The 15946-nt window shown below is 66.3% G+C and carries 18 protein-coding genes and 1 tRNA gene; 7 read left to right on the top strand and 12 right to left on the bottom strand.

From position 1 onward, the window contains the following. The first annotated feature begins 14 nt into the window (after window positions 1–14). Entirely contained in the window at window positions 15–779 is a 765-nt protein-coding gene (locus KB874_RS16180; protein WP_283054829.1) for an amino acid ABC transporter ATP-binding protein, read from the top strand. A gap of 32 nt (window positions 780–811) precedes the next feature. Here KB874_RS16180 and KB874_RS16175 read toward each other — a convergent pair whose 3' ends face one another. The 11 genes from KB874_RS16175 to rpmH form a co-directional block, all read right to left on the bottom strand. Then, window positions 812–1291 (bottom strand): SixA phosphatase family protein, encoded by a 480-nt coding sequence (locus tag KB874_RS16175; protein WP_212537588.1) that lies wholly within the window; start codon window positions 1289–1291, stop codon window positions 812–814. Window positions 1292–1294: 3 nt separating this feature from the next. Continuing rightward, window positions 1295–1948 carry a ferredoxin gene (locus KB874_RS16170; RefSeq protein WP_212537587.1) on the bottom strand — a complete coding sequence of 218 codons (654 nt, stop codon included), beginning with the start codon at window positions 1946–1948 and terminating at the stop codon, window positions 1295–1297. Beyond that, window positions 1945–2829: an acetylglutamate kinase gene (argB, locus tag KB874_RS16165; RefSeq protein WP_212537586.1), complete on the bottom strand. Its 885-nt coding sequence runs from the start codon at window positions 2827–2829 to the stop codon at window positions 1945–1947. Before argB ends, KB874_RS16170 begins: the two co-directional genes overlap by 4 nt. A 46-nt stretch (window positions 2830–2875) precedes the next feature. Beyond that, the gene (gene yihA, locus KB874_RS16160) at window positions 2876–3529 is read right to left on the bottom strand and encodes a ribosome biogenesis GTP-binding protein YihA/YsxC (RefSeq protein ID WP_212537585.1); all 654 of its coding nucleotides are present in this window, start codon (window positions 3527–3529) and stop codon (window positions 2876–2878) included. Further along, window positions 3526–4269 carry an MOSC domain-containing protein gene (locus KB874_RS16155; protein ID WP_212537584.1) on the bottom strand — a complete coding sequence of 248 codons (744 nt, stop codon included), beginning with the start codon at window positions 4267–4269 and terminating at the stop codon, window positions 3526–3528. Before KB874_RS16155 ends, yihA begins: the two co-directional genes overlap by 4 nt. Continuing rightward, entirely contained in the window at window positions 4266–6134 is a 1869-nt protein-coding gene (yidC, locus tag KB874_RS16150) for a membrane protein insertase YidC (protein WP_212537583.1), read from the bottom strand. Before yidC ends, KB874_RS16155 begins: the two co-directional genes overlap by 4 nt. Before the next feature lie 258 nt (window positions 6135–6392). Continuing rightward, a complete protein-coding gene (locus KB874_RS16145; protein WP_249200548.1) occupies window positions 6393–7940 on the bottom strand; it encodes a putative bifunctional diguanylate cyclase/phosphodiesterase in 1548 nt (515 codons plus the stop codon). Window positions 7941–8022: 82 nt separating this feature from the next. After that, window positions 8023–8862 carry a tRNA 2-thiocytidine(32) synthetase TtcA gene (ttcA, locus tag KB874_RS16140; protein WP_212537582.1) on the bottom strand — a complete coding sequence of 280 codons (840 nt, stop codon included), beginning with the start codon at window positions 8860–8862 and terminating at the stop codon, window positions 8023–8025. 16 nt (window positions 8863–8878) lie between these two features. Next, window positions 8879–9100, bottom strand: coding sequence for a membrane protein insertion efficiency factor YidD (gene yidD, locus KB874_RS16135; protein ID WP_212537581.1), 222 nt, complete (start codon window positions 9098–9100; stop codon window positions 8879–8881). Beyond that, the gene (gene rnpA / locus KB874_RS16130) at window positions 9097–9501 is read right to left on the bottom strand and encodes a ribonuclease P protein component (protein ID WP_212537580.1); all 405 of its coding nucleotides are present in this window, start codon (window positions 9499–9501) and stop codon (window positions 9097–9099) included. Before rnpA ends, yidD begins: the two co-directional genes overlap by 4 nt. Before the next feature lie 17 nt (window positions 9502–9518). After that, entirely contained in the window at window positions 9519–9653 is a 135-nt protein-coding gene (gene rpmH / locus KB874_RS16125; RefSeq protein WP_212537579.1) for a 50S ribosomal protein L34, read from the bottom strand. Between the two features lie 271 nt (window positions 9654–9924). On the opposite strand from rpmH, the gene KB874_RS16120 reads away from it, so the two are divergent. From KB874_RS16120 to KB874_RS16100, 5 genes are all read left to right on the top strand, one after another. Beyond that, entirely contained in the window at window positions 9925–10656 is a 732-nt protein-coding gene (locus tag KB874_RS16120; RefSeq protein WP_212537578.1) for a TVP38/TMEM64 family protein, read from the top strand. Between the two features lies 1 nt (window position 10657). Beyond that, window positions 10658–12076 carry a dihydrolipoyl dehydrogenase family protein gene (locus KB874_RS16115; RefSeq protein ID WP_212537577.1) on the top strand — a complete coding sequence of 473 codons (1419 nt, stop codon included), beginning with the start codon at window positions 10658–10660 and terminating at the stop codon, window positions 12074–12076. 9 nt (window positions 12077–12085) lie between these two features. Continuing rightward, entirely contained in the window at window positions 12086–13468 is a 1383-nt protein-coding gene (locus KB874_RS16110) for a sensor histidine kinase (protein ID WP_212537576.1), read from the top strand. A 72-nt stretch (window positions 13469–13540) separates the two neighbouring features. Further along, window positions 13541–13617: transfer RNA gene (locus tag KB874_RS16105), tRNA-Arg, on the top strand. Between the two features lie 87 nt (window positions 13618–13704). Continuing rightward, a complete protein-coding gene (locus tag KB874_RS16100) occupies window positions 13705–14169 on the top strand; it encodes an NUDIX hydrolase (protein WP_212537575.1) in 465 nt (154 codons plus the stop codon). A 4-nt stretch (window positions 14170–14173) separates the two neighbouring features. On the opposite strand, the gene KB874_RS16095 is transcribed toward KB874_RS16100, so the two are convergent. Further along, window positions 14174–15430, bottom strand: coding sequence for a cytochrome-c peroxidase (locus KB874_RS16095; RefSeq protein WP_346346563.1), 1257 nt, complete (start codon window positions 15428–15430; stop codon window positions 14174–14176). Between the two features lie 33 nt (window positions 15431–15463). Between KB874_RS16095 and KB874_RS16090 the strand changes: the two genes are divergently transcribed. Beyond that, window positions 15464–15946, top strand: coding sequence for a tetratricopeptide repeat protein (locus KB874_RS16090; protein WP_212537574.1), 483 nt, complete (start codon window positions 15464–15466; stop codon window positions 15944–15946).

Here is a 15946-nt window from a genome sequence, read left to right as displayed (position 1 = left end):
CAGGAGTCGCCACAATGGCCGAAGCCGCAATGAAAGTCTCGAACGAGATAGCCATCACCATCGAGAAGATGAACAAGTGGTATGGCACCTTCCACGTCCTGCGTGACATCGACCTTACGGTCAATCGCGGAGAGCGGATCGTCATCGCCGGGCCGTCCGGCTCTGGGAAATCGACGCTGATCCGCTGCATCAACGCGCTGGAAGAGCACCAGAAGGGGCGGATCGAGGTGGACGGGACGGTGCTGTCCTCGGACATCAAGAACATCGACAAGATCCGCTCCGAGGTCGGGATGGTGTTCCAGCACTTCAACCTGTTCCCGCACCTGACCATCCTGGAAAATTGCACACTGGCACCGATCTGGGTCCGCAAGGTCCCCAAGCGCGAAGCCGAAGAAACGGCGATGCACTTTCTGACCAAGGTCAAGATCCCGGAACAGGCCAACAAGTATCCCGGCCAGTTGTCCGGCGGCCAGCAGCAGCGGGTGGCCATCGCGCGCTCGCTCTGCATGCGGCCCCGGATCATGCTGTTCGACGAACCGACCTCGGCGCTCGACCCCGAGATGATCAAGGAAGTGCTGGATACGATGGTCGAACTGGCCGAAGAGGGTATGACCATGCTCTGCGTGACGCACGAGATGGGCTTTGCCCAGGCGGTTGCGAACCGTGTGATCTTCATGGACCAGGGCCAGATCGTCGAACAGAACGAGCCCAAGGAATTCTTCAACAACCCGCAGAACGAGCGGACCAAGCTGTTCCTGAGCCAGATCCTCGGTCACTGAGGGCGGCGGCGCGCGGGGGGCAGCCGCCCGCGTTAAAGCTCTTTCGGCACGACGAAATGCAGCGCCCGGCCCGTGCCGGGCGTTGTTTCGTTCCACGGGGTGTCAAAGGCCGCGACCAGCGTGGCGCAGGTCGGCAGGGCGTCCCAGCGCTCATGCGCTGGCGGTTCGGCCAGCAGCATGTGTGCGAATTCGGTGATGCCTGGATTGTGTCCGACCATCAGCACGGTCTCTCCATCGGCCTCGCGCAGGCAATCCAGCATGATCTCCGGTTCTGCGTGATAGAGCGTTGGCAAGAACTGTGCCGCCGTGTCCAGCCCCAGCAGGCCAAAGGTTTCACGCGTGCGCCGCGCGGTCGACACCTGCGCCATGTCGGGCGCCAGCCCCTGTGCGCGCAGCCAGTCGCCCATCGCGCGCGCATTCGCGATCCCGCGGGCGTTCAGCGGACGCTCGTGATCCGGCTCGGCAAAGCTCCAGTCCGACTTGGCGTGGCGCATCAGGATCAGCGTGGGCATGGCCTAGTCTCCGAGAAAGGCGCGCATGTGGAAAGCGGATTGTTCCGGCAGCCGTCCGAACGCGCGGGATACCGGGCAGGCGCGCCGAACGAGGCAGCCCTGGCGGCACTCCCGCCCGGCTTCCGAGGTCACATGCGCCTTGCACGTCGCGACGTCATAGGCCTGCCCGGGTGCCATCGCCCCGACAGGGCAGGCGGTTTCGCAGGGCTTGGCTGCGCAGGTATCGCAGGGCATGGCGGGGGCGGCGGGCAGGTCCAGCCTGTCGGGCAGCACCACGGCGCCGCGATAGCTGGCGAACAGGCCCGCCGCCTCGTGCACCAGCAGGCCCACGGGCGCAACCCACGCGCGGCCAGAACGTAACGCCCATCCGATGAAGGGCGGCCAGGGCGGTCCATCCGAGGGAAAGACCGCCATCCCGCCCCATCGCGCGGCCAGAATTCCGATGACCCGTTTCGACCACCGGTCGAGCGGATCCGGCGCGCCATCGCCGTATTCCGGCGAGGCTGCGAACACCGGCCAGAAATCCGGCTCGTCCGGGCCAAGCAGGATCAGGGTGCCCGTGCCGTCAGGCGCGCCGTCCTCCGCTGTGGGGTGGAAGGCGCCCCGCACGGACAGTGCGCAGGCGGCGGCCTCACGCGACAGCGGCGCGAGGGTCATCCCCGCGGCGGGCGGTTCGGCGAGCGGATCATCGAGCCCGAGCCATGTTCGGTGAACAATTCCAGCAGGCAGGCATTCGGCACGCGCCCATCCACAATGACCACGGCGCGCACGCCCTGCTCGATCGCCTTCAGCGCGGTTTCGGTCTTGGGGATCATGCCGCCCGCAATCACGCCGTCGGCGGTCATCTGGCGCACATCCTCGGGGGTCAGTTCGGTGACGACCTCGCCTTCGGCATTCTTGACACCCGCCACGTCGGTCAGCAGCAGCAGGCGGTCGGCCTTCAGCGCGCCGGCAATGGCGCCGGCGGCGGTGTCGCCGTTCACGTTGAACGTCTCGTTGGCGTTCATGCCCGTCGCGACAGGCGCCACGACCGGGATGATGCCCGCCTTGAACAGGTCGCGCAGCACCTGCACGTTCATCTCGACCGGCTTGCCGACAAAGCCCAGTTCCGGGTCGTCGGGCTCGCACACCATCATGTCGTCGTCCTTGCCCGACAGGCCCACGGCGCGGCCGCCCTCATCCATGATCGCCTGCACGATGCGCTTGTTCACGAGACCGGTCAGCACCATCTCGACCACCTCGACCGTGGCCTTGTCGGTCACACGCTTGCCGCGCACGAATTCCGACTGGATGCCAAGACGCTTGAGCAGGTCGTTGATCATCGGCCCGCCGCCATGCACCACGACCGGGTTCACGCCGACCTGCCGCATCAGCACGATGTCGCGGGCGAATTCGGCCATCGCGTCCTCGTCGCCCATGGCGTTGCCGCCGAATTTCACCACGACGATGGCGCCGGTATAGCGTTGCAGATAGGGCAACGCCTCGGAGAGGGTCCGGGCGGTGGCGATCCAGTCTCTGTCCATTTTCTGCTTTCTCATCGTCATTCCTTCAGTGGCCTCGGGCAGTCTGCCCCGGCCGGCGCGGTTATGCCAGACCTGCAATGATGGCGCGCAGCGTCGGAATGCCGTCACCCGTCTCGCTGCTGGTGGTCACGATCTCGGGGAAGGCGGCGGGGTGCTTGGCCAGCTTCTCGCGCACCTGGGCCAGCACGCGGTCGCGGTCGGCGGCCTTGACCTTGTCCGCCTTTGTCAGGACGCACTGAAAGGTCACGGCAGAGCCGTCGAGCAGCGACATGATCTCTTCGTCCACCGCCTTGACCCCGTGGCGGAAGTCGATCAGCACGAAGGCCCGACGCAGGCCGACGCGCCCGGCCAGGTATTGCTTCAGCAGCGCCTGCCATTCCTTCACCTTGGCCAGCGGCGCGTTGGCAAAGCCATAACCCGGCAGGTCCACCAGGAAATGGCTGTCGGCCAGCGTAAAATAGTTGATCTCCTGCGTGCGGCCCGGCGTGTTAGACGCGCGCGCCAGCCCCTTGCGGCCCGTCAGCGCGTTGATCAGGCTCGACTTGCCGACGTTCGACCGCCCCGCAAAGCAGACCTCGACCCGGTCATCGGGCGGCAGCCCGTCCATGGCGACGACGCCCTTGAGGAACTCGACCTCGCCGACAAACAGCTTGCGTGCGGCCTCGGCGATGGCTTCGTCTGGGGTCTCGGTGATGGGAAAGGGCAGGGTGTTCATGCGCGGCGCACCTCGTCTCCGATTGCGATGGGGCCGCCTTCGATCACCTCGGCCCGGACCGAGAAATCCCGGTGGTCCCAGGTGTCGAGAACGGCCAGGACCGGCACGTCGCGGCGGCCGGTTTCGGGGTTGTTCTGCGTGGCAAGGCAGCGGTCGGTGCGTTCGCGCACCCGCAGGACCGCGCCGCCGATCCGGATGTCGCGGTCGATCCAGTCGAACTCTTCCCAGGGGGCGAGGCCGTCGATCCAGAGGTTGCCGCGCCAGCGGTGGATCGACAGGGGCACGCCGGCCTTCTGTTCCACGGCGCGGTGCGAGGCATGGTTGCACAGCGTGACCGAGGCGAAATCGCTGTCGGTAAAGGCCGGGCCCTGCGCCCGCACCACCCGCGCCGAGGGCGCGCGGTTCTCGGGGACAAAGCTGCCGGCCCAGTCAATCAGCCGGTCACCTTCGGTATCGGGATCGAATTCCAGCGGTTCACGCTCGGGATGGGTCAGTGTGACGCGCCCGGTTTCCGCGTCCAGCCGCGCCTCGATCGCCGCGAGGCCGGGCGCCTTGGACCCGCGCGAGAACTGCGTGCAGGGCGCCCAGGCGCGGCCATCAGCATCCGATTCGGCATGGGCGACCGCCCAGACCCGGTCCCAAGGCAGGGCGGACCCGGCCTCAAGAAGGGCAGAAGCCACGGACTCGCGTCCGTGGCTCTTGATCGGGTGACGCCATATCGCCGTCAGCCGGCCGGTCATTTTCCGCTCTTTGGCTTGGCGTCCCTGGGCTTGCCATCCTTGGGCTTGGCATCCTGGTTCGCCGAGGCCCCGGCCTTCTTGCGGGCAATACTTTTCTTGATGTTACCGAACACGTCCGGCTTGTGACCATGGCTGCGCATGATGATGTATTGCTGGGTGAAGGTGATCGTGTTGTTTGCGATCCAGTAGACCACCAGGCCGCTGGCAAAGCCGCCCAACATGAACATGAACACCCACGGCATCCAGGCAAAGATCATCTGCTGCGTCGGGTCGGTGGGCGCCGGGTTCAGCTTTTGCTGAAGCCACATCGAGATGCCCAGCAGCAGCGGCAGGATGCCGATGAAGACCAGCGCCATGATGGAGCCCGGCTCTGGCCCGTTGAAGGGCAGCAGGCCGAACAGGTTCAGGAGCGAGGTCGGGTCCGGAGCGCTGAGGTCGCGGAACGGGCCAAAGAAGTCGGCCTGCCGCAGTTCCAGCGTGACGAAGATCACCTTGTACAGGCTGAAGAAGATCGGGATCTGGAGCAGGATCGGCAGACAGCCCGAGGCCGGGTTGACCTTTTCCTTCTTGTACAGAGCCATCATCTCTTGCTGGAGCTTCTGACGATCGTCGCCGGTGCGCTCCTTGATTTTTTCCATTTCGGGCTGCAGTTCCTTCATCTTCGCCATAGAGACGTAGGACTTGTAGGCCAGCGGGAAGAGGACTGCCTTGATCAGTAGGGTCAGCAGGATGATCGCGACGCCCATGTTGCCGATCCACTGGTTCAAATAATGCAACACGGCGAAGATCGGCTTGGTCAGGAAGAAGAACCAGCCCCAGTCGATCGCGTCCAGGAACCGGTCGATGCCGTTCTTCTGGTAGGCGCGGATCGTCTCCCACTCCTTGGCCCCGGCAAAAAGCTGTGTCGTGACGGTCTGCGTCTGGCCGGGCGCGACCTGCATCGTCGGCAGGACGGCCTCGGTCTGGTAGATGTTGCGTGCCTCGTCGTATTTCGCGGTCTGCTTGAACGGGCTGCCGGACTGGGGGATCAGCGTGGTCATCCAGTAATGGTCGGTGAAGCCGATCCAGCCGTTTTCGGTGACCTGCGTGACCTCGGCCCGCGCGCCTTCGGCGGGCACGACGTCGAAATCGGTCATGTCGTCATACTTGTGCTGAGCGAGAATGCCATCTGCCATGCCGATGACGCCCTCGTGCAGGATGAAGAAGTTCTTCAGGTTCGCGGGCTCGCCATGGCGGGCGATGATGCCGTAGGGCGCCAGCGAGACGGTGCCTTCGCCGGGGTTCTCGACCGTCTGGGTGACGGTAAACATGAAATCCTCGTCGATCGCCACGGTGCGGCGGAACACCAGCCCCGAAGGGCTGTCCCAGCGCAGGGTCACCGGCGCCTCGGTGGTCAGCGTCGTGCCGGTTTCCAGCGTCCAGTCGGTATTGGCGCCCGGCACGTCCTCGACCGCGAGGCCGGCGCCTGGGGCCCAGCCATAAAGGGCGTAATAAGGGGACGTCGCTCCGACGGGGTTCAGGACCTGCACGATGTCGGCGTCCGGTTCGATCGAAACCCGGTAGTCCTTGAGCCGCAGATCGTCGATCCGGCCGCCCCTCAAGGAGATCGTGCCCGTGATCCGGGCCGTGTCGATGGGAAGGCGCGGCGCATTCGCGGTTTCCTGCGCAGCCTGTTCGACCGCGGGCGTCGTGCCGGGCGCGGCGCTGGGTGCGTTGGCGACCGATGGGGCGGGGGCTGTCTGTTCGGTTGCTGCTACGGGCTGATCCACCGGGGGTTCCGGTGGCGGGAACAGCACGAACCACGTCAGGATGACGGCGAAGCTGAGCGCCGTTGCGAGGAGCAGGTTCTTGTTCTGATCGTCCATTGGACCGCCATTTCCCTTCGTCGACTCCGGCAGGGTTCAACCGCCCCACGCCTCAAAGGTCAAGCGGATTCCCGTTCACATCTGCCGCTGGAGCCGCAGCAAGGCACGGTTTGTCCGGAATCGGGTGTCGTGGCGCTTGTCCGGAGGGGAACCGACGCGTCACCGCCGGGCGTGGACGCGGCTCATGCAGAGCGTGGAACGGGCGTCGCCGATGGCCGAGGCATCGCGTCGCGGGAGTCGGAGTGGCCGAGTAGCAGGTCAGCCGGCGCTGCGACCGAGGCGTTGCGCGTCGGCGATCTTCTCGGCGTGGCTGCGCGCCCAGTCGACCATCTGGTCCGCGGGCATCGGGCGTGCGATGCCGAAGCCCTGGACATGATCGCAGCCGAGTTGTGCCAGCAAGGCATGCTCGCCGACCGTTTCCACCCCTTCGGCCAGCGTCCCGAGGCCCAGGCGATCGGCCATTCCCAGCACGGCGGCCATCATGCGACGTTGATCCTCGTCCCGGTCGATGCGGGTGACAAAGCTGCGGTCGATCTTGATCCGGTTGACGGGAAAGCGGCGCAGCGAGGTGATCGAGGAATGGCCGGTGCCGAAATCGTCGAGGTCGATATGGCAACCCAGCTTGCCCAGTTCCTCGATGTTGCGGGCTACGATGCCGTCCGGCGATTTCGCGATCACGGTTTCCAGAACCTCGACGCCCAGGCGGCAGGCGCTGAGGCCGAAGCGGTCGAGTTCCCAGCGGATGCGCTCGACCAGGTGCGGGTCCTGCAATTCGGAGGACGAGAAGTTGACGCTGACGCGCGGAACCTCGAGGCCGGCGTGGTCCCAGCTGCGCAGCGCGGTCAGGCTATGTTGCAGGATCACCTCGCCCAGGCGGCTCATCTGGCCGGCCTCTTCGAGGCTGCGCAGGAATTGCGCGGGCGAGACCAACCCGCGTTCGGGATGGATCCAGCGCGCCAGCGCCTCGACGCCGCTGATCGCGCCGGTCGAGGTGCAGACCTGCGGCTGGAACCAGGGCTGGATCTGGCCATTGTTCAACGCGCGCTTGACCTCGGCCAGCAGCATCTTGTGGGCGTCATGCGCGGCATGCATGTTTTCCGACCAGGCGCGGATGGCTGAGGGACCGTGCAGCGAGGCCTCGGCCAGCGCGATGCGCGCCGCCTCGACCATCTTTTCGCCGCTCGCGCCAGGGCGCAGGCGGGACGAGTTGCAGAACCCGATATTGGCCGAGAGATAGCGCGACACGGTCTCGATCGTGACGGGTTCCTCGACTGCGGTCTGCAGCCGTGCCGACAGTTGCAGCAGCGCCTCGAGATCCAGCCGCAGCGACGGCCCCAGCACGATCACGAAGCGCGAGTCGGAGATTCGCGCGGCGATGTCGTCGCGCCGCAAGGTGTTGCGCAGCCGCGCCAGAGTCAGGTCGCGCAGGCTGTCGGCCGCCTCGTCGCCGTGATGCTTGCCCACCTCGTCCAGGCCGAGGATCTCGATCATGATGCAGGCGGTGGCAAGCTTGGCCTCTGCCGCGTCGTCGAGCGCCCGCTGCGCCATTTCGGCGGCGCCGATGGAGGTGGTGAGTTCGCCGGGCGCCTGGGCGAGGCTCGCCGCCGTGGGCACCATCAGGTCGCGGGCAAACAGCATGTAGACCAGTGGCAGACCGAGAGAGACCGCGGCCAGCACCGCCTCGCCCCCCAACCAGAAGGCCGCCAGCGCAATGGCCGGCAGAAAGGCCAAGGCCTGCGGCCCCCGGATCATGGCGCGCAAGCCATCCCGAAGATCGCCGAATCTGCCCGTGAGCGAGGCTTTCATCGCGGTGTCCTTTCATCCGTCGTGGAACGGACGCTAGAACAAACCGGTAACTCGGACATTAACGCCGCCGGTCTATTTCCGCTCAATCCTCTGTTTCGGGTCGCAGTGAAAGGCCGGCGAAATCGAACAGCTTGGGGTCCAGCATGTGCGAGGGGCGGATGTTGGTCAGGGCGCGGAACATCACCTGGCGGCGGCCGGGGCTGTTGCGTTCCCAGCCGTCGAGGATCTGCTTGACCTGTTGGCGCTGCAACCCGTCCTGCGATCCGCACAGGTCGCAGGGAATGATGGGATAGTTCATCGCCTTGGCGAATTTCTCGCAATCGGCCTCGGCCACATGGGCGAGGGGGCGATACAGGAACAGATCGCCCTCTTCGTTCACCAGCTTGGGCGGCATGGTGGCCACGCGACCGCCGTGAAACAGGTTCATGAAAAAGGTTTCGAGGATATCGTCGCGGTGGTGACCCAGCACCACCGCCGAACAGCCCTCTTCGCGGGCAATGCGATACAGGTTCCCACGCCGCAGCCGCGAGCACAGCGCACAATAGGTGCGGCCGGCGGGGACCTTTTCAGTGACGATGGAATAGGTGTCCTGGTATTCGATCCGATGCGGCACACCCATCTTTTCCAGGAAGGCGGGCAGGACTGTGGCCGGAAAGCCCGGCTGACCCTGGTCGAGATTGCAGGCCAGCAGGTCGACGGGCAGCAAACCGCGCCATTTCAGCTCGTGCAGGATCGCCAGAAGCGTGTAGCTGTCCTTGCCGCCCGACAGGCAGACCAGCCAGCGCGCGCCGGGTTCGATCATGCCATACTGGTCCACCGCCTCGCGCACGTTCTGCACGATGCGTTTGCGGAGCTTCTTGAACTCCGTCGTCTTGGGCGCCCCGTAAAAAAGCGGGTGGATGTCGTCGGCGTCGTCCAGCATGGCCACGCAGATAGGCTCAATCGGGAACGTTGTCGATGCCCGACCCGCCCCAGGGATGGCAGCGGGCGATGCGGCGGGCGGCAAGCCAGGTGCCCTTGATGGCGCCGTGCCGTTCCAGCGCCTCCAGGGCATAGGCCGAACAGGTCGGATGATAGCGGCAGCCATGTCCGACCCAGGGCGAGAAGATCAGGCGATAAGCCCGTACGGGCAGCGCCACGATATGGGCGAGCGGGGTCATTGGTGGATCTTCCGCAGGGCACGGCGCAGGTCGTCCTGCATCGCGGCAAAGTCGCGGCTGGCAGTGTCGCCCGCGCGGCCGATCAGGACATAATCCCAGCCGTCATGCCCCGCCTCTGGCAGGACCAGCCGCGCGACCTCGCGCAGGCGGCGCTTGGCGCGGTTCCGCGCCACGGCGTTGCCGACCTTCTTCGAGCAGGTGAAGCCCACGCGAATCCCTTCGGCCTCGCCCTCGGCCCGCTGGCGCGCCTGAAGCAGGAAGGCGGGTGCGGGCGCGCGGCGGGCCTTTGCGGCACGCAGGAAATCGGCGCGTTTCGTCAGCATGGACAGGCGCATGACAGAAAAGGCCGCCTCCGGAGTCTCCGGGGCGGCTTTTTCGGCGTGTTCCAAGCGCTCCGCCATCAGCGAAGCGGCACGGATCAGGCGCTCAGGCTCTTGCGGCCACGGGCGCGGCGGGCGTTCAGAACCTTGCGGCCACCCTTGGTCGCCATGCGCGCACGGAACCCGTGGCGGCGCTTGCGAACCAGGTTCGACGGCTGATAGGTGCGTTTCATCGCGGCTACTCCATTCCATGGCGGGACAGCGGATTCGCCCCGACAGTGTCGTTCGAAGCCCGGTCTATAGGGGCGGTCCAGACCCATGTCAAACGCTTGAGCAGGGGATTCTGCAACATTTTCGCCGCGTCCCGGGGGGCAAATGTTACAGAGTCGCGGTTTCCTTGGGCGATGACGCGGGCACCGATCAAGCGCCCGTGACGCCCCCTGTCGCCTCCTGCCCTTGCGCGCCACATCAGGTCAAAGCACAAGCAAAGGCGGACGCAGGATGATGAGCGACATGACGGAAACCCCGAAATCGGCGCGCACGCGTCTCTTGCCGCTGGCGGTGATTGCCGTGGTGGCGGTGGCAGGCGCGCTGACCTTGCGGGACGTCCTGTCCTTCGAAGCGCTGCGCGAGAATCGCGAGGCGCTGCTGGCCTTCCGGGATGCCAACTACGCGGGCACGGTGGCGGCCTTCATCCTGGCCTACGTCGCCATCGTCGCCTTCTCGCTGCCCGGCGCGACCGTGGCGACGCTGACCGGCGGGTTCCTGTTCGCGACCTTCCCCGGCGCGCTCTACAACATCACCGGCGCCACGATCGGCGCCGTGGCGATCTTTCTCGCCGCGCGCTGGGGGCTGGGCGAACGCCTTGCCGCGCGGATGGAGGCCTCGGACGGCATGGTGAAGCGTATCAAGGACGGGATCGACGAAAACCAGTGGTCGATGCTGTTCCTGATCCGGCTGGTCCCGGCGGTGCCCTTCTTCGTCGCCAACCTCGTCCCCGCCTTTGTCGGCGTGCCGTTGTGGCGCTTTGCGGTGACGACCTTCCTCGGGATCATCCCCGGCGCGGTGGTCTATACCTCGGTCGGCGCGGGCCTGGGCGCGGTGTTCGAGCGGGGCGAGACGCCCGACCTCGGCATCCTGTTCGAGCCGCATGTGCTAGGGCCCATCCTCGGGCTGTGCGCGCTGTCGGCCCTGCCCATCGTGCTGAAGGCCGTCCGCGGCCGGAAGGGGGTCTGAGATGGAGACGATCCAGACTGACCTGCTGGTGATCGGCGCGGGCTCTGGCGGGCTGTCGGTGGCGGCGGGTGCCGTACAGATGGGCGCATCTGTCGTGCTGCTCGAAGGGCACAAGATGGGCGGCGACTGCCTGAACTATGGCTGCGTGCCGTCCAAGGCGCTGATCGCGAGCGCGAAACAGGCCTGGGCGATGGGTCATGCCGCGCCCTTTGGCGTGGCCGACGCCACGCCGGCTATCGACTATGCCGCCGCCAAGGACCATGTCGCGCAGGTGATCGAGACCATCGCCCCGGTCGACAGCCAGGAGCGGTTCGAGGGGCTGGGCGTGCGGGTCATCCGCGATTTCGGCCGTTTCATCAACCGCGAGACGGTTGAGGCAGGCGAATATCGCATCAAGGCCCGGCGCATCGTGATCGCCACCGGTTCGTCGCCGCTGGTGCCGCCGATCCCGGGGCTCGACACGGTGCCATATCTCACCAACGAAACCCTCTGGGATCTGCGTGAGCGGCCCGACCACCTGCTTGTCATCGGCGGCGGCCCCATCGGCATGGAGATGGCGCAGGCGCATCGCCGGCTGGGCTGCAAGGTGACGGTGATCGAAGGCGCAAGGGCGCTGGGCCGGGACGACCCGGAAATGGCCGCGATGGTGCTGGAGGCGCTGCGCGGCGAGGGGATCGAGATCGTCGAAGAGGCGCCCGCCAAGGTCGTGCGCGGCAAGGCAGGCGCCATCGAGGTCGAGACGCAGGACGGGCGTGTGTTTGCCGGCTCGCATCTGCTGGTCGCGGTGGGGCGCAAGGCCAATCTCGACCGGCTGGACCTGGACAAGGCGGGCATCCGCACCTCGAAGACCGGGATAAAGGTCGATGCGGGCCTGCGCACCGCCAACCGCCGCGTCTACGCCATCGGCGACGTGGCGGGCGGGCTGCAATTCACCCATGTTGCGGGGTATCACGCCGGGATCGTCGTGCGGAACGCGCTGTTCGGCCTGCCCGCCAAGGCGCAGACCGACCATATCCCCCGCGCCACCTACACCCAGCCGGAACTGGCGCAGATCGGCCTGACAGAGGATGAGGCCCGCAAGAAACATGGCTCGGCGGTCGAGATCGTGCGCTTTGACCAGCACCACAACGACCGCGCCATAGCCGAGCGCGAGACGCGCGGTCGAATCAAGCTGCTGGTGGTCAAGGGTTGTCCCGTGGGCGTGTCCATCGTCAGCCACCAAGCCGGCGAACTGGCGAGCCTGTGGTCGCTGGTTATCGCCAACCGGCTGAAAATGTCGCAGGTTTCGAGCATGGTTTCGCCCTATCCGACCATCGGGGAACTTAACAAACGAGTCGCCGGCGCCTATTTCTCTCCCAGATTGTTTGAAAACGACACTGTGAAAAAGGTGGTGCGTCTGGTCCAGCGCTGGTTGCCCTGACAGGAGACGATGCTGAATTCCCTCTCCGGCCGATTTCTTATCCTGACGACGATCTTCGTCATGCTGGCCGAAGTGCTGATCTTCGTCCCGTCCGTGGCCCGTTTCCGAGAGGATTACCTGCTGGACCGGCTGGAACGGGCGCAGATCGCCTCGCTGGCGCTGCTGGCCGACGACATGATCGCGCCGGAACTCGAGGCCGAACTGCTGGCCAATGCCGAGGTGTTCAACGTCGTGTTGCGGCGAGACAACGTGCGGGAACTGGTGCTGTCCTCGCCCATGCCCTCCGAGATCGCGGACACGTTCGATCTGCGCGACCCGTCGGCCTTCATCCTGATCCGCGATGCGCTGGTGCGCTTGGCCGACTCCCAGAACCGGATCATCCGCGTGATCGGCGCGCCATCCCGCGAGGCCGGAGAGCTGATCGAGGTCACGATGGAAAGCCTGCCGCTGCGCGCGGCGATGATCGACTATGGCCTGCGTATTCTTGTCCTGTCGGCGGTGATCTCGGTCGTCACGGCCTTCCTGCTGTTCCTCGCGGTTCGGGTGCTGCTGGTCAAGCCGATCAAGGGCGTCGTCGGCCACATGCAGGCCTATGCGCTGGCCCCCGAGGACGCGCGCCGCGTCATCAAGCCTTCGGCCTCGGTGCGCGAGCTGCGCGAGGCCGAGGAGGCGTTGCAGGCCTTGCAGACCCAACTGACCCAGTCGCTGCGGCAAAAGGAGCGTCTGGCGCAGCTGGGCGGCGCGGTGGCCCGGGTCAGCCATGACCTGCGCAACATCCTGACCAGCGCGCAGCTGTTCACCGACCGGATCGAGATGTCCGAGGACCCGGCGGTGCAGCGCCTCGCGCCGAAACTGGTGAACTCCATCACGCGCGCGGTCAGCCTTTGCGAGTCGACGCTCGCCTTCGGCAAGGCCGAGGAACCCTCGCCGGTTCTGACCCTGTTCAACCTGGCCAACCTGGCCAACGAGGTGCTCGAGGCGGAGCGCCTGGCCATCGGCGAGGCCGAGGTCAGCCTGTCCGAGGACGTGCCCGCCAACCTGGTGATGCGCGGCGATCCAGAACAGATCTACCGCATCCTGTCGAATCTCGTGCGTAATGCGCGGCAGGCCATCGTCGCCACCGGCAAGCCGGGCGAGATCTGCCTGTCGGCCCGGGCCGAGGACAGCGCCTGGGTCATCACCGTGTCCGATACCGGGCCAGGCCTGCCGCCCAAGGCGCGCGAGCACCTGTTCCAGCCGTTTCAGGGTGGCAGCCGCAAGGGCGGTGCGGGTCTTGGCCTTGCCATCGTGGCGGAACTGGTGCGCGGACATGGCGGCACCCTGCGTCTGCTGTCCAGCGACGGCGAGGGCACGGTGTTCGAGATCCGCCTGCCGATGGGCGATGCCGGATGATCGGAGAGGCGCGGAAAAATCCCGGATTTGCCCTTGCATCGTCTTGCGGCTGCGGCTACATCCACGCTCCACGGACCGATAGCTCAGCTGGATAGAGTACTTGACTACGAATCAAGGGGTCGGGGGTTCGAATCCTCCTCGGTCCGCCAGCATTCCAAGGCCGCACCCGAAAACGGTGCGGCCTTACTCTTTATCCGGGGCGGTCCGCCGTCCAAACCCCACGCCAGAGGAGCCGCATGCCCGAACTCGGGGAACAGATCGCCGCGTTGCCGATGCGCTGGGACGACAAGGGCCAGGTCAAGGTCCTGATGGTGACGTCCCGCGACACCGGCCGCTGGGTCATGCCCAAGGGCTGGGAGATGGACGGCAAGAAACCCTGGCGCGCGGCCGAGATCGAGGCGCTGGAAGAGGCCGGGGCCAAGGGCCACATCGCGCACGAGGCGATCGGAACCTATCGCTATCCCAAGATCATGGATGACGGGCGCATCGTGCCCTGCGTCGTGCGCGTCTACCCGATGATTGTCGAGACGCTGATGCGCGACTGGAAGGAACGCGGCGAACGCAAGCGCAAGTGGTTCTCGCCCAAGGCTGCGGCCAAGCGGGTCGATGAACAGGACCTCGCCGAGTTGCTGCTGACCTTGCAGAAGAAGTCGCACAAGGAACCGGTCATCCGCGCCCTGCTGGAGCAGACGGGCTCCTGAGCCATCAGTCCACCGGCAGGCCGCTGGGCACGCGCCCGGGTCTTCCCAGCGGCGTCGCGTCAACGGTGGCGCCGGTGAGCGAATGCAGGAACGCCTCGAGGTCGGCTACGTCCTCTTCGCCGAGTTGCACCGCATTCCATGAAACCGCAGCCACCTGCCGCGCCATCTCCAGCCGATCCGTGCGGATCGCGAAATCGCCCGCCTTCAGCCAGGGGGCATCCGGTAGGCGGGCCATGTCTTCCTGCCAGCGGACGGCCTGCTGGACCGGGTTGGCCATGTGGCGGATCATGTCGCGCAGCGTCGGATAGGCGCCGTTATGACCATAGGGGGCGGTCAGCGCCACGTTGCGCAGCGAGGGCGTGCGGAACTTGTAGGCATCTTCCAGCAGGTCGGTCTTGCCCATACGCCCCACGTCGCGCGGCATCGGGTCGAAGGGGCGGATGCGCCCGGGACCGAAGGCGGGCAGGCCCGCGGCGTGGAAATTCTGGTCGGTGAACAGCGGCCCGGAATGGCACGTCACGCAGCCCGCGCGGCCAAAGAACAGCTGCCGCCCGCGCTCCGCCGCCTGGGGCAGGGGGGTGCCGTTGCGCGCCCAGTCGTCATAGGGGCTGTCATAGCTCTGGAATTCGGTCCCGATGAAGGCGGCCAACGCGTTCACGATCTCGACAATGGTCACATCCTCGGGCGTCGTCACCGTGTCGAAGGCGTCGACGAACAGCCCGCCGTATTCCGGGATCGTGCGCACCCGGTGCGCGATGACCGGCCAGCCGCCGTCGATCCGGTCGCGGACCGCTCCGATCACCTCGTTCTCGCCGGGATTGCCAGACATCTCGGCCATCGAGGTCATCGGGAACAGCGCCTGCGCCGCGAGAAGGGAATTCAGGCCCTTGGGCAGCCAGTCGCCCGCCGGCGTGTCGAACTCCCATGTCGGGTAGTCGGTGACTTCCACCCGCCCGTCATGGAACAGCGCGCGCACATCCTTGTGGCCGAGGTTCCACAGAGCGGGCGCGTTTCGGGGGATGCGTTTCACGATGCGGCCGGGGCCGTCGGGTGCCTGCCGCTGCGGACCCAGCCCGACGCCGCCCTCACCGATGCCCAGGCTGAGGCCATCGGCGCTGCCGAGGCTGTGGTGGTGGCACGTCCCGCAAGAGATGTTGCGGTTGCCAGACAGGATCGGGTCGTAGAACAAAAGCTGGCCCAGCCGGGCTTGCGCAGCGTCGAAAGGCAGGAAATCATCAGGGTCGATCGCCTCTGCCGCCACCGGCCCGGCGAGCAAAGCCGTCAGGAGAAGTGCATGAACCGCCTTGCCCTTGTGCTGGTCCTTGGCCTTGCCGCCGCGCCCGCGCTGGCCAGCAGCAGCCTCGAAAAGGCGCGCGACCTGATGGAAAGCGGCCAGTTCGAGCAGGCGCGCGAGGCGCTCTGGCCACTCGCGCGGTCGGGCAATGCCGATGCCGAGGAGCTGATCGGCGTGATGTATGCGCTGGGCCTTGGCGTCGCGCAGGATCATGTGCGCGCCTTCGACTGGTACCTGCGGTCCGCGATGAAGGCGCATCCCGGCGCGCAATCCGGTGTCGGCTGGTATTACGAGACCGGCCTCGGCCTGCCCGCGCCCGATCTGGTGCGTGCCTATGCCTGGTATGTCCTGTCGGCCATCGGCGGCGACCCCGACGCGGCGATCAGCCAGGAGGAGGTGGTCAAGAAGATGACGCCGGAGCAGATTGCGCATGGAAACGACCTGGTCGCCGATTACAGGGTGTGGATGTATCCCTTCCGCTAG

Source organism: Thetidibacter halocola, from assembly GCF_018224955.1.
In the GTDB taxonomy this organism is placed as follows: domain Bacteria; phylum Pseudomonadota; class Alphaproteobacteria; order Rhodobacterales; family Rhodobacteraceae; genus Thetidibacter; species Thetidibacter halocola.
Note: the sequence above shows the minus strand (reverse complement) of the source record. Positions and strands in the feature narration are given on the sequence as shown.

Coding starts and splice junctions, on each gene's coding strand:
- KB874_RS16180 (WP_283054829.1), top strand. CDS start 15: ATGGCCGAAGCCGCAATGAAAGTCTCGAACGAGATAGCCATCACCATC.
- KB874_RS16175 (WP_212537588.1), bottom strand. CDS start 1,291: ATGCCCACGCTGATCCTGATGCGCCACGCCAAGTCGGACTGGAGCTTT.
- KB874_RS16170 (WP_212537587.1), bottom strand. CDS start 1,948: ATGACCCTCGCGCCGCTGTCGCGTGAGGCCGCCGCCTGCGCACTGTCC.
- argB (WP_212537586.1), bottom strand. CDS start 2,829: ATGAGAAAGCAGAAAATGGACAGAGACTGGATCGCCACCGCCCGGACC.
- yihA (WP_212537585.1), bottom strand. CDS start 3,529: ATGAACACCCTGCCCTTTCCCATCACCGAGACCCCAGACGAAGCCATC.
- KB874_RS16155 (WP_212537584.1), bottom strand. CDS start 4,269: ATGACCGGCCGGCTGACGGCGATATGGCGTCACCCGATCAAGAGCCAC.
- yidC (WP_212537583.1), bottom strand. CDS start 6,134: ATGGACGATCAGAACAAGAACCTGCTCCTCGCAACGGCGCTCAGCTTC.
- KB874_RS16145 (WP_249200548.1), bottom strand. CDS start 7,940: ATGAAAGCCTCGCTCACGGGCAGATTCGGCGATCTTCGGGATGGCTTG.
- ttcA (WP_212537582.1), bottom strand. CDS start 8,862: ATGCTGGACGACGCCGACGACATCCACCCGCTTTTTTACGGGGCGCCC.
- yidD (WP_212537581.1), bottom strand. CDS start 9,100: ATGACCCCGCTCGCCCATATCGTGGCGCTGCCCGTACGGGCTTATCGC.
- rnpA (WP_212537580.1), bottom strand. CDS start 9,501: ATGGCGGAGCGCTTGGAACACGCCGAAAAAGCCGCCCCGGAGACTCCG.
- rpmH (WP_212537579.1), bottom strand. CDS start 9,653: ATGAAACGCACCTATCAGCCGTCGAACCTGGTTCGCAAGCGCCGCCAC.
- KB874_RS16120 (WP_212537578.1), top strand. CDS start 9,925: ATGAGCGACATGACGGAAACCCCGAAATCGGCGCGCACGCGTCTCTTG.
- KB874_RS16115 (WP_212537577.1), top strand. CDS start 10,658: ATGGAGACGATCCAGACTGACCTGCTGGTGATCGGCGCGGGCTCTGGC.
- KB874_RS16110 (WP_212537576.1), top strand. CDS start 12,086: ATGCTGAATTCCCTCTCCGGCCGATTTCTTATCCTGACGACGATCTTC.
- KB874_RS16100 (WP_212537575.1), top strand. CDS start 13,705: ATGCCCGAACTCGGGGAACAGATCGCCGCGTTGCCGATGCGCTGGGAC.
- KB874_RS16090 (WP_212537574.1), top strand. CDS start 15,464: ATGAACCGCCTTGCCCTTGTGCTGGTCCTTGGCCTTGCCGCCGCGCCC.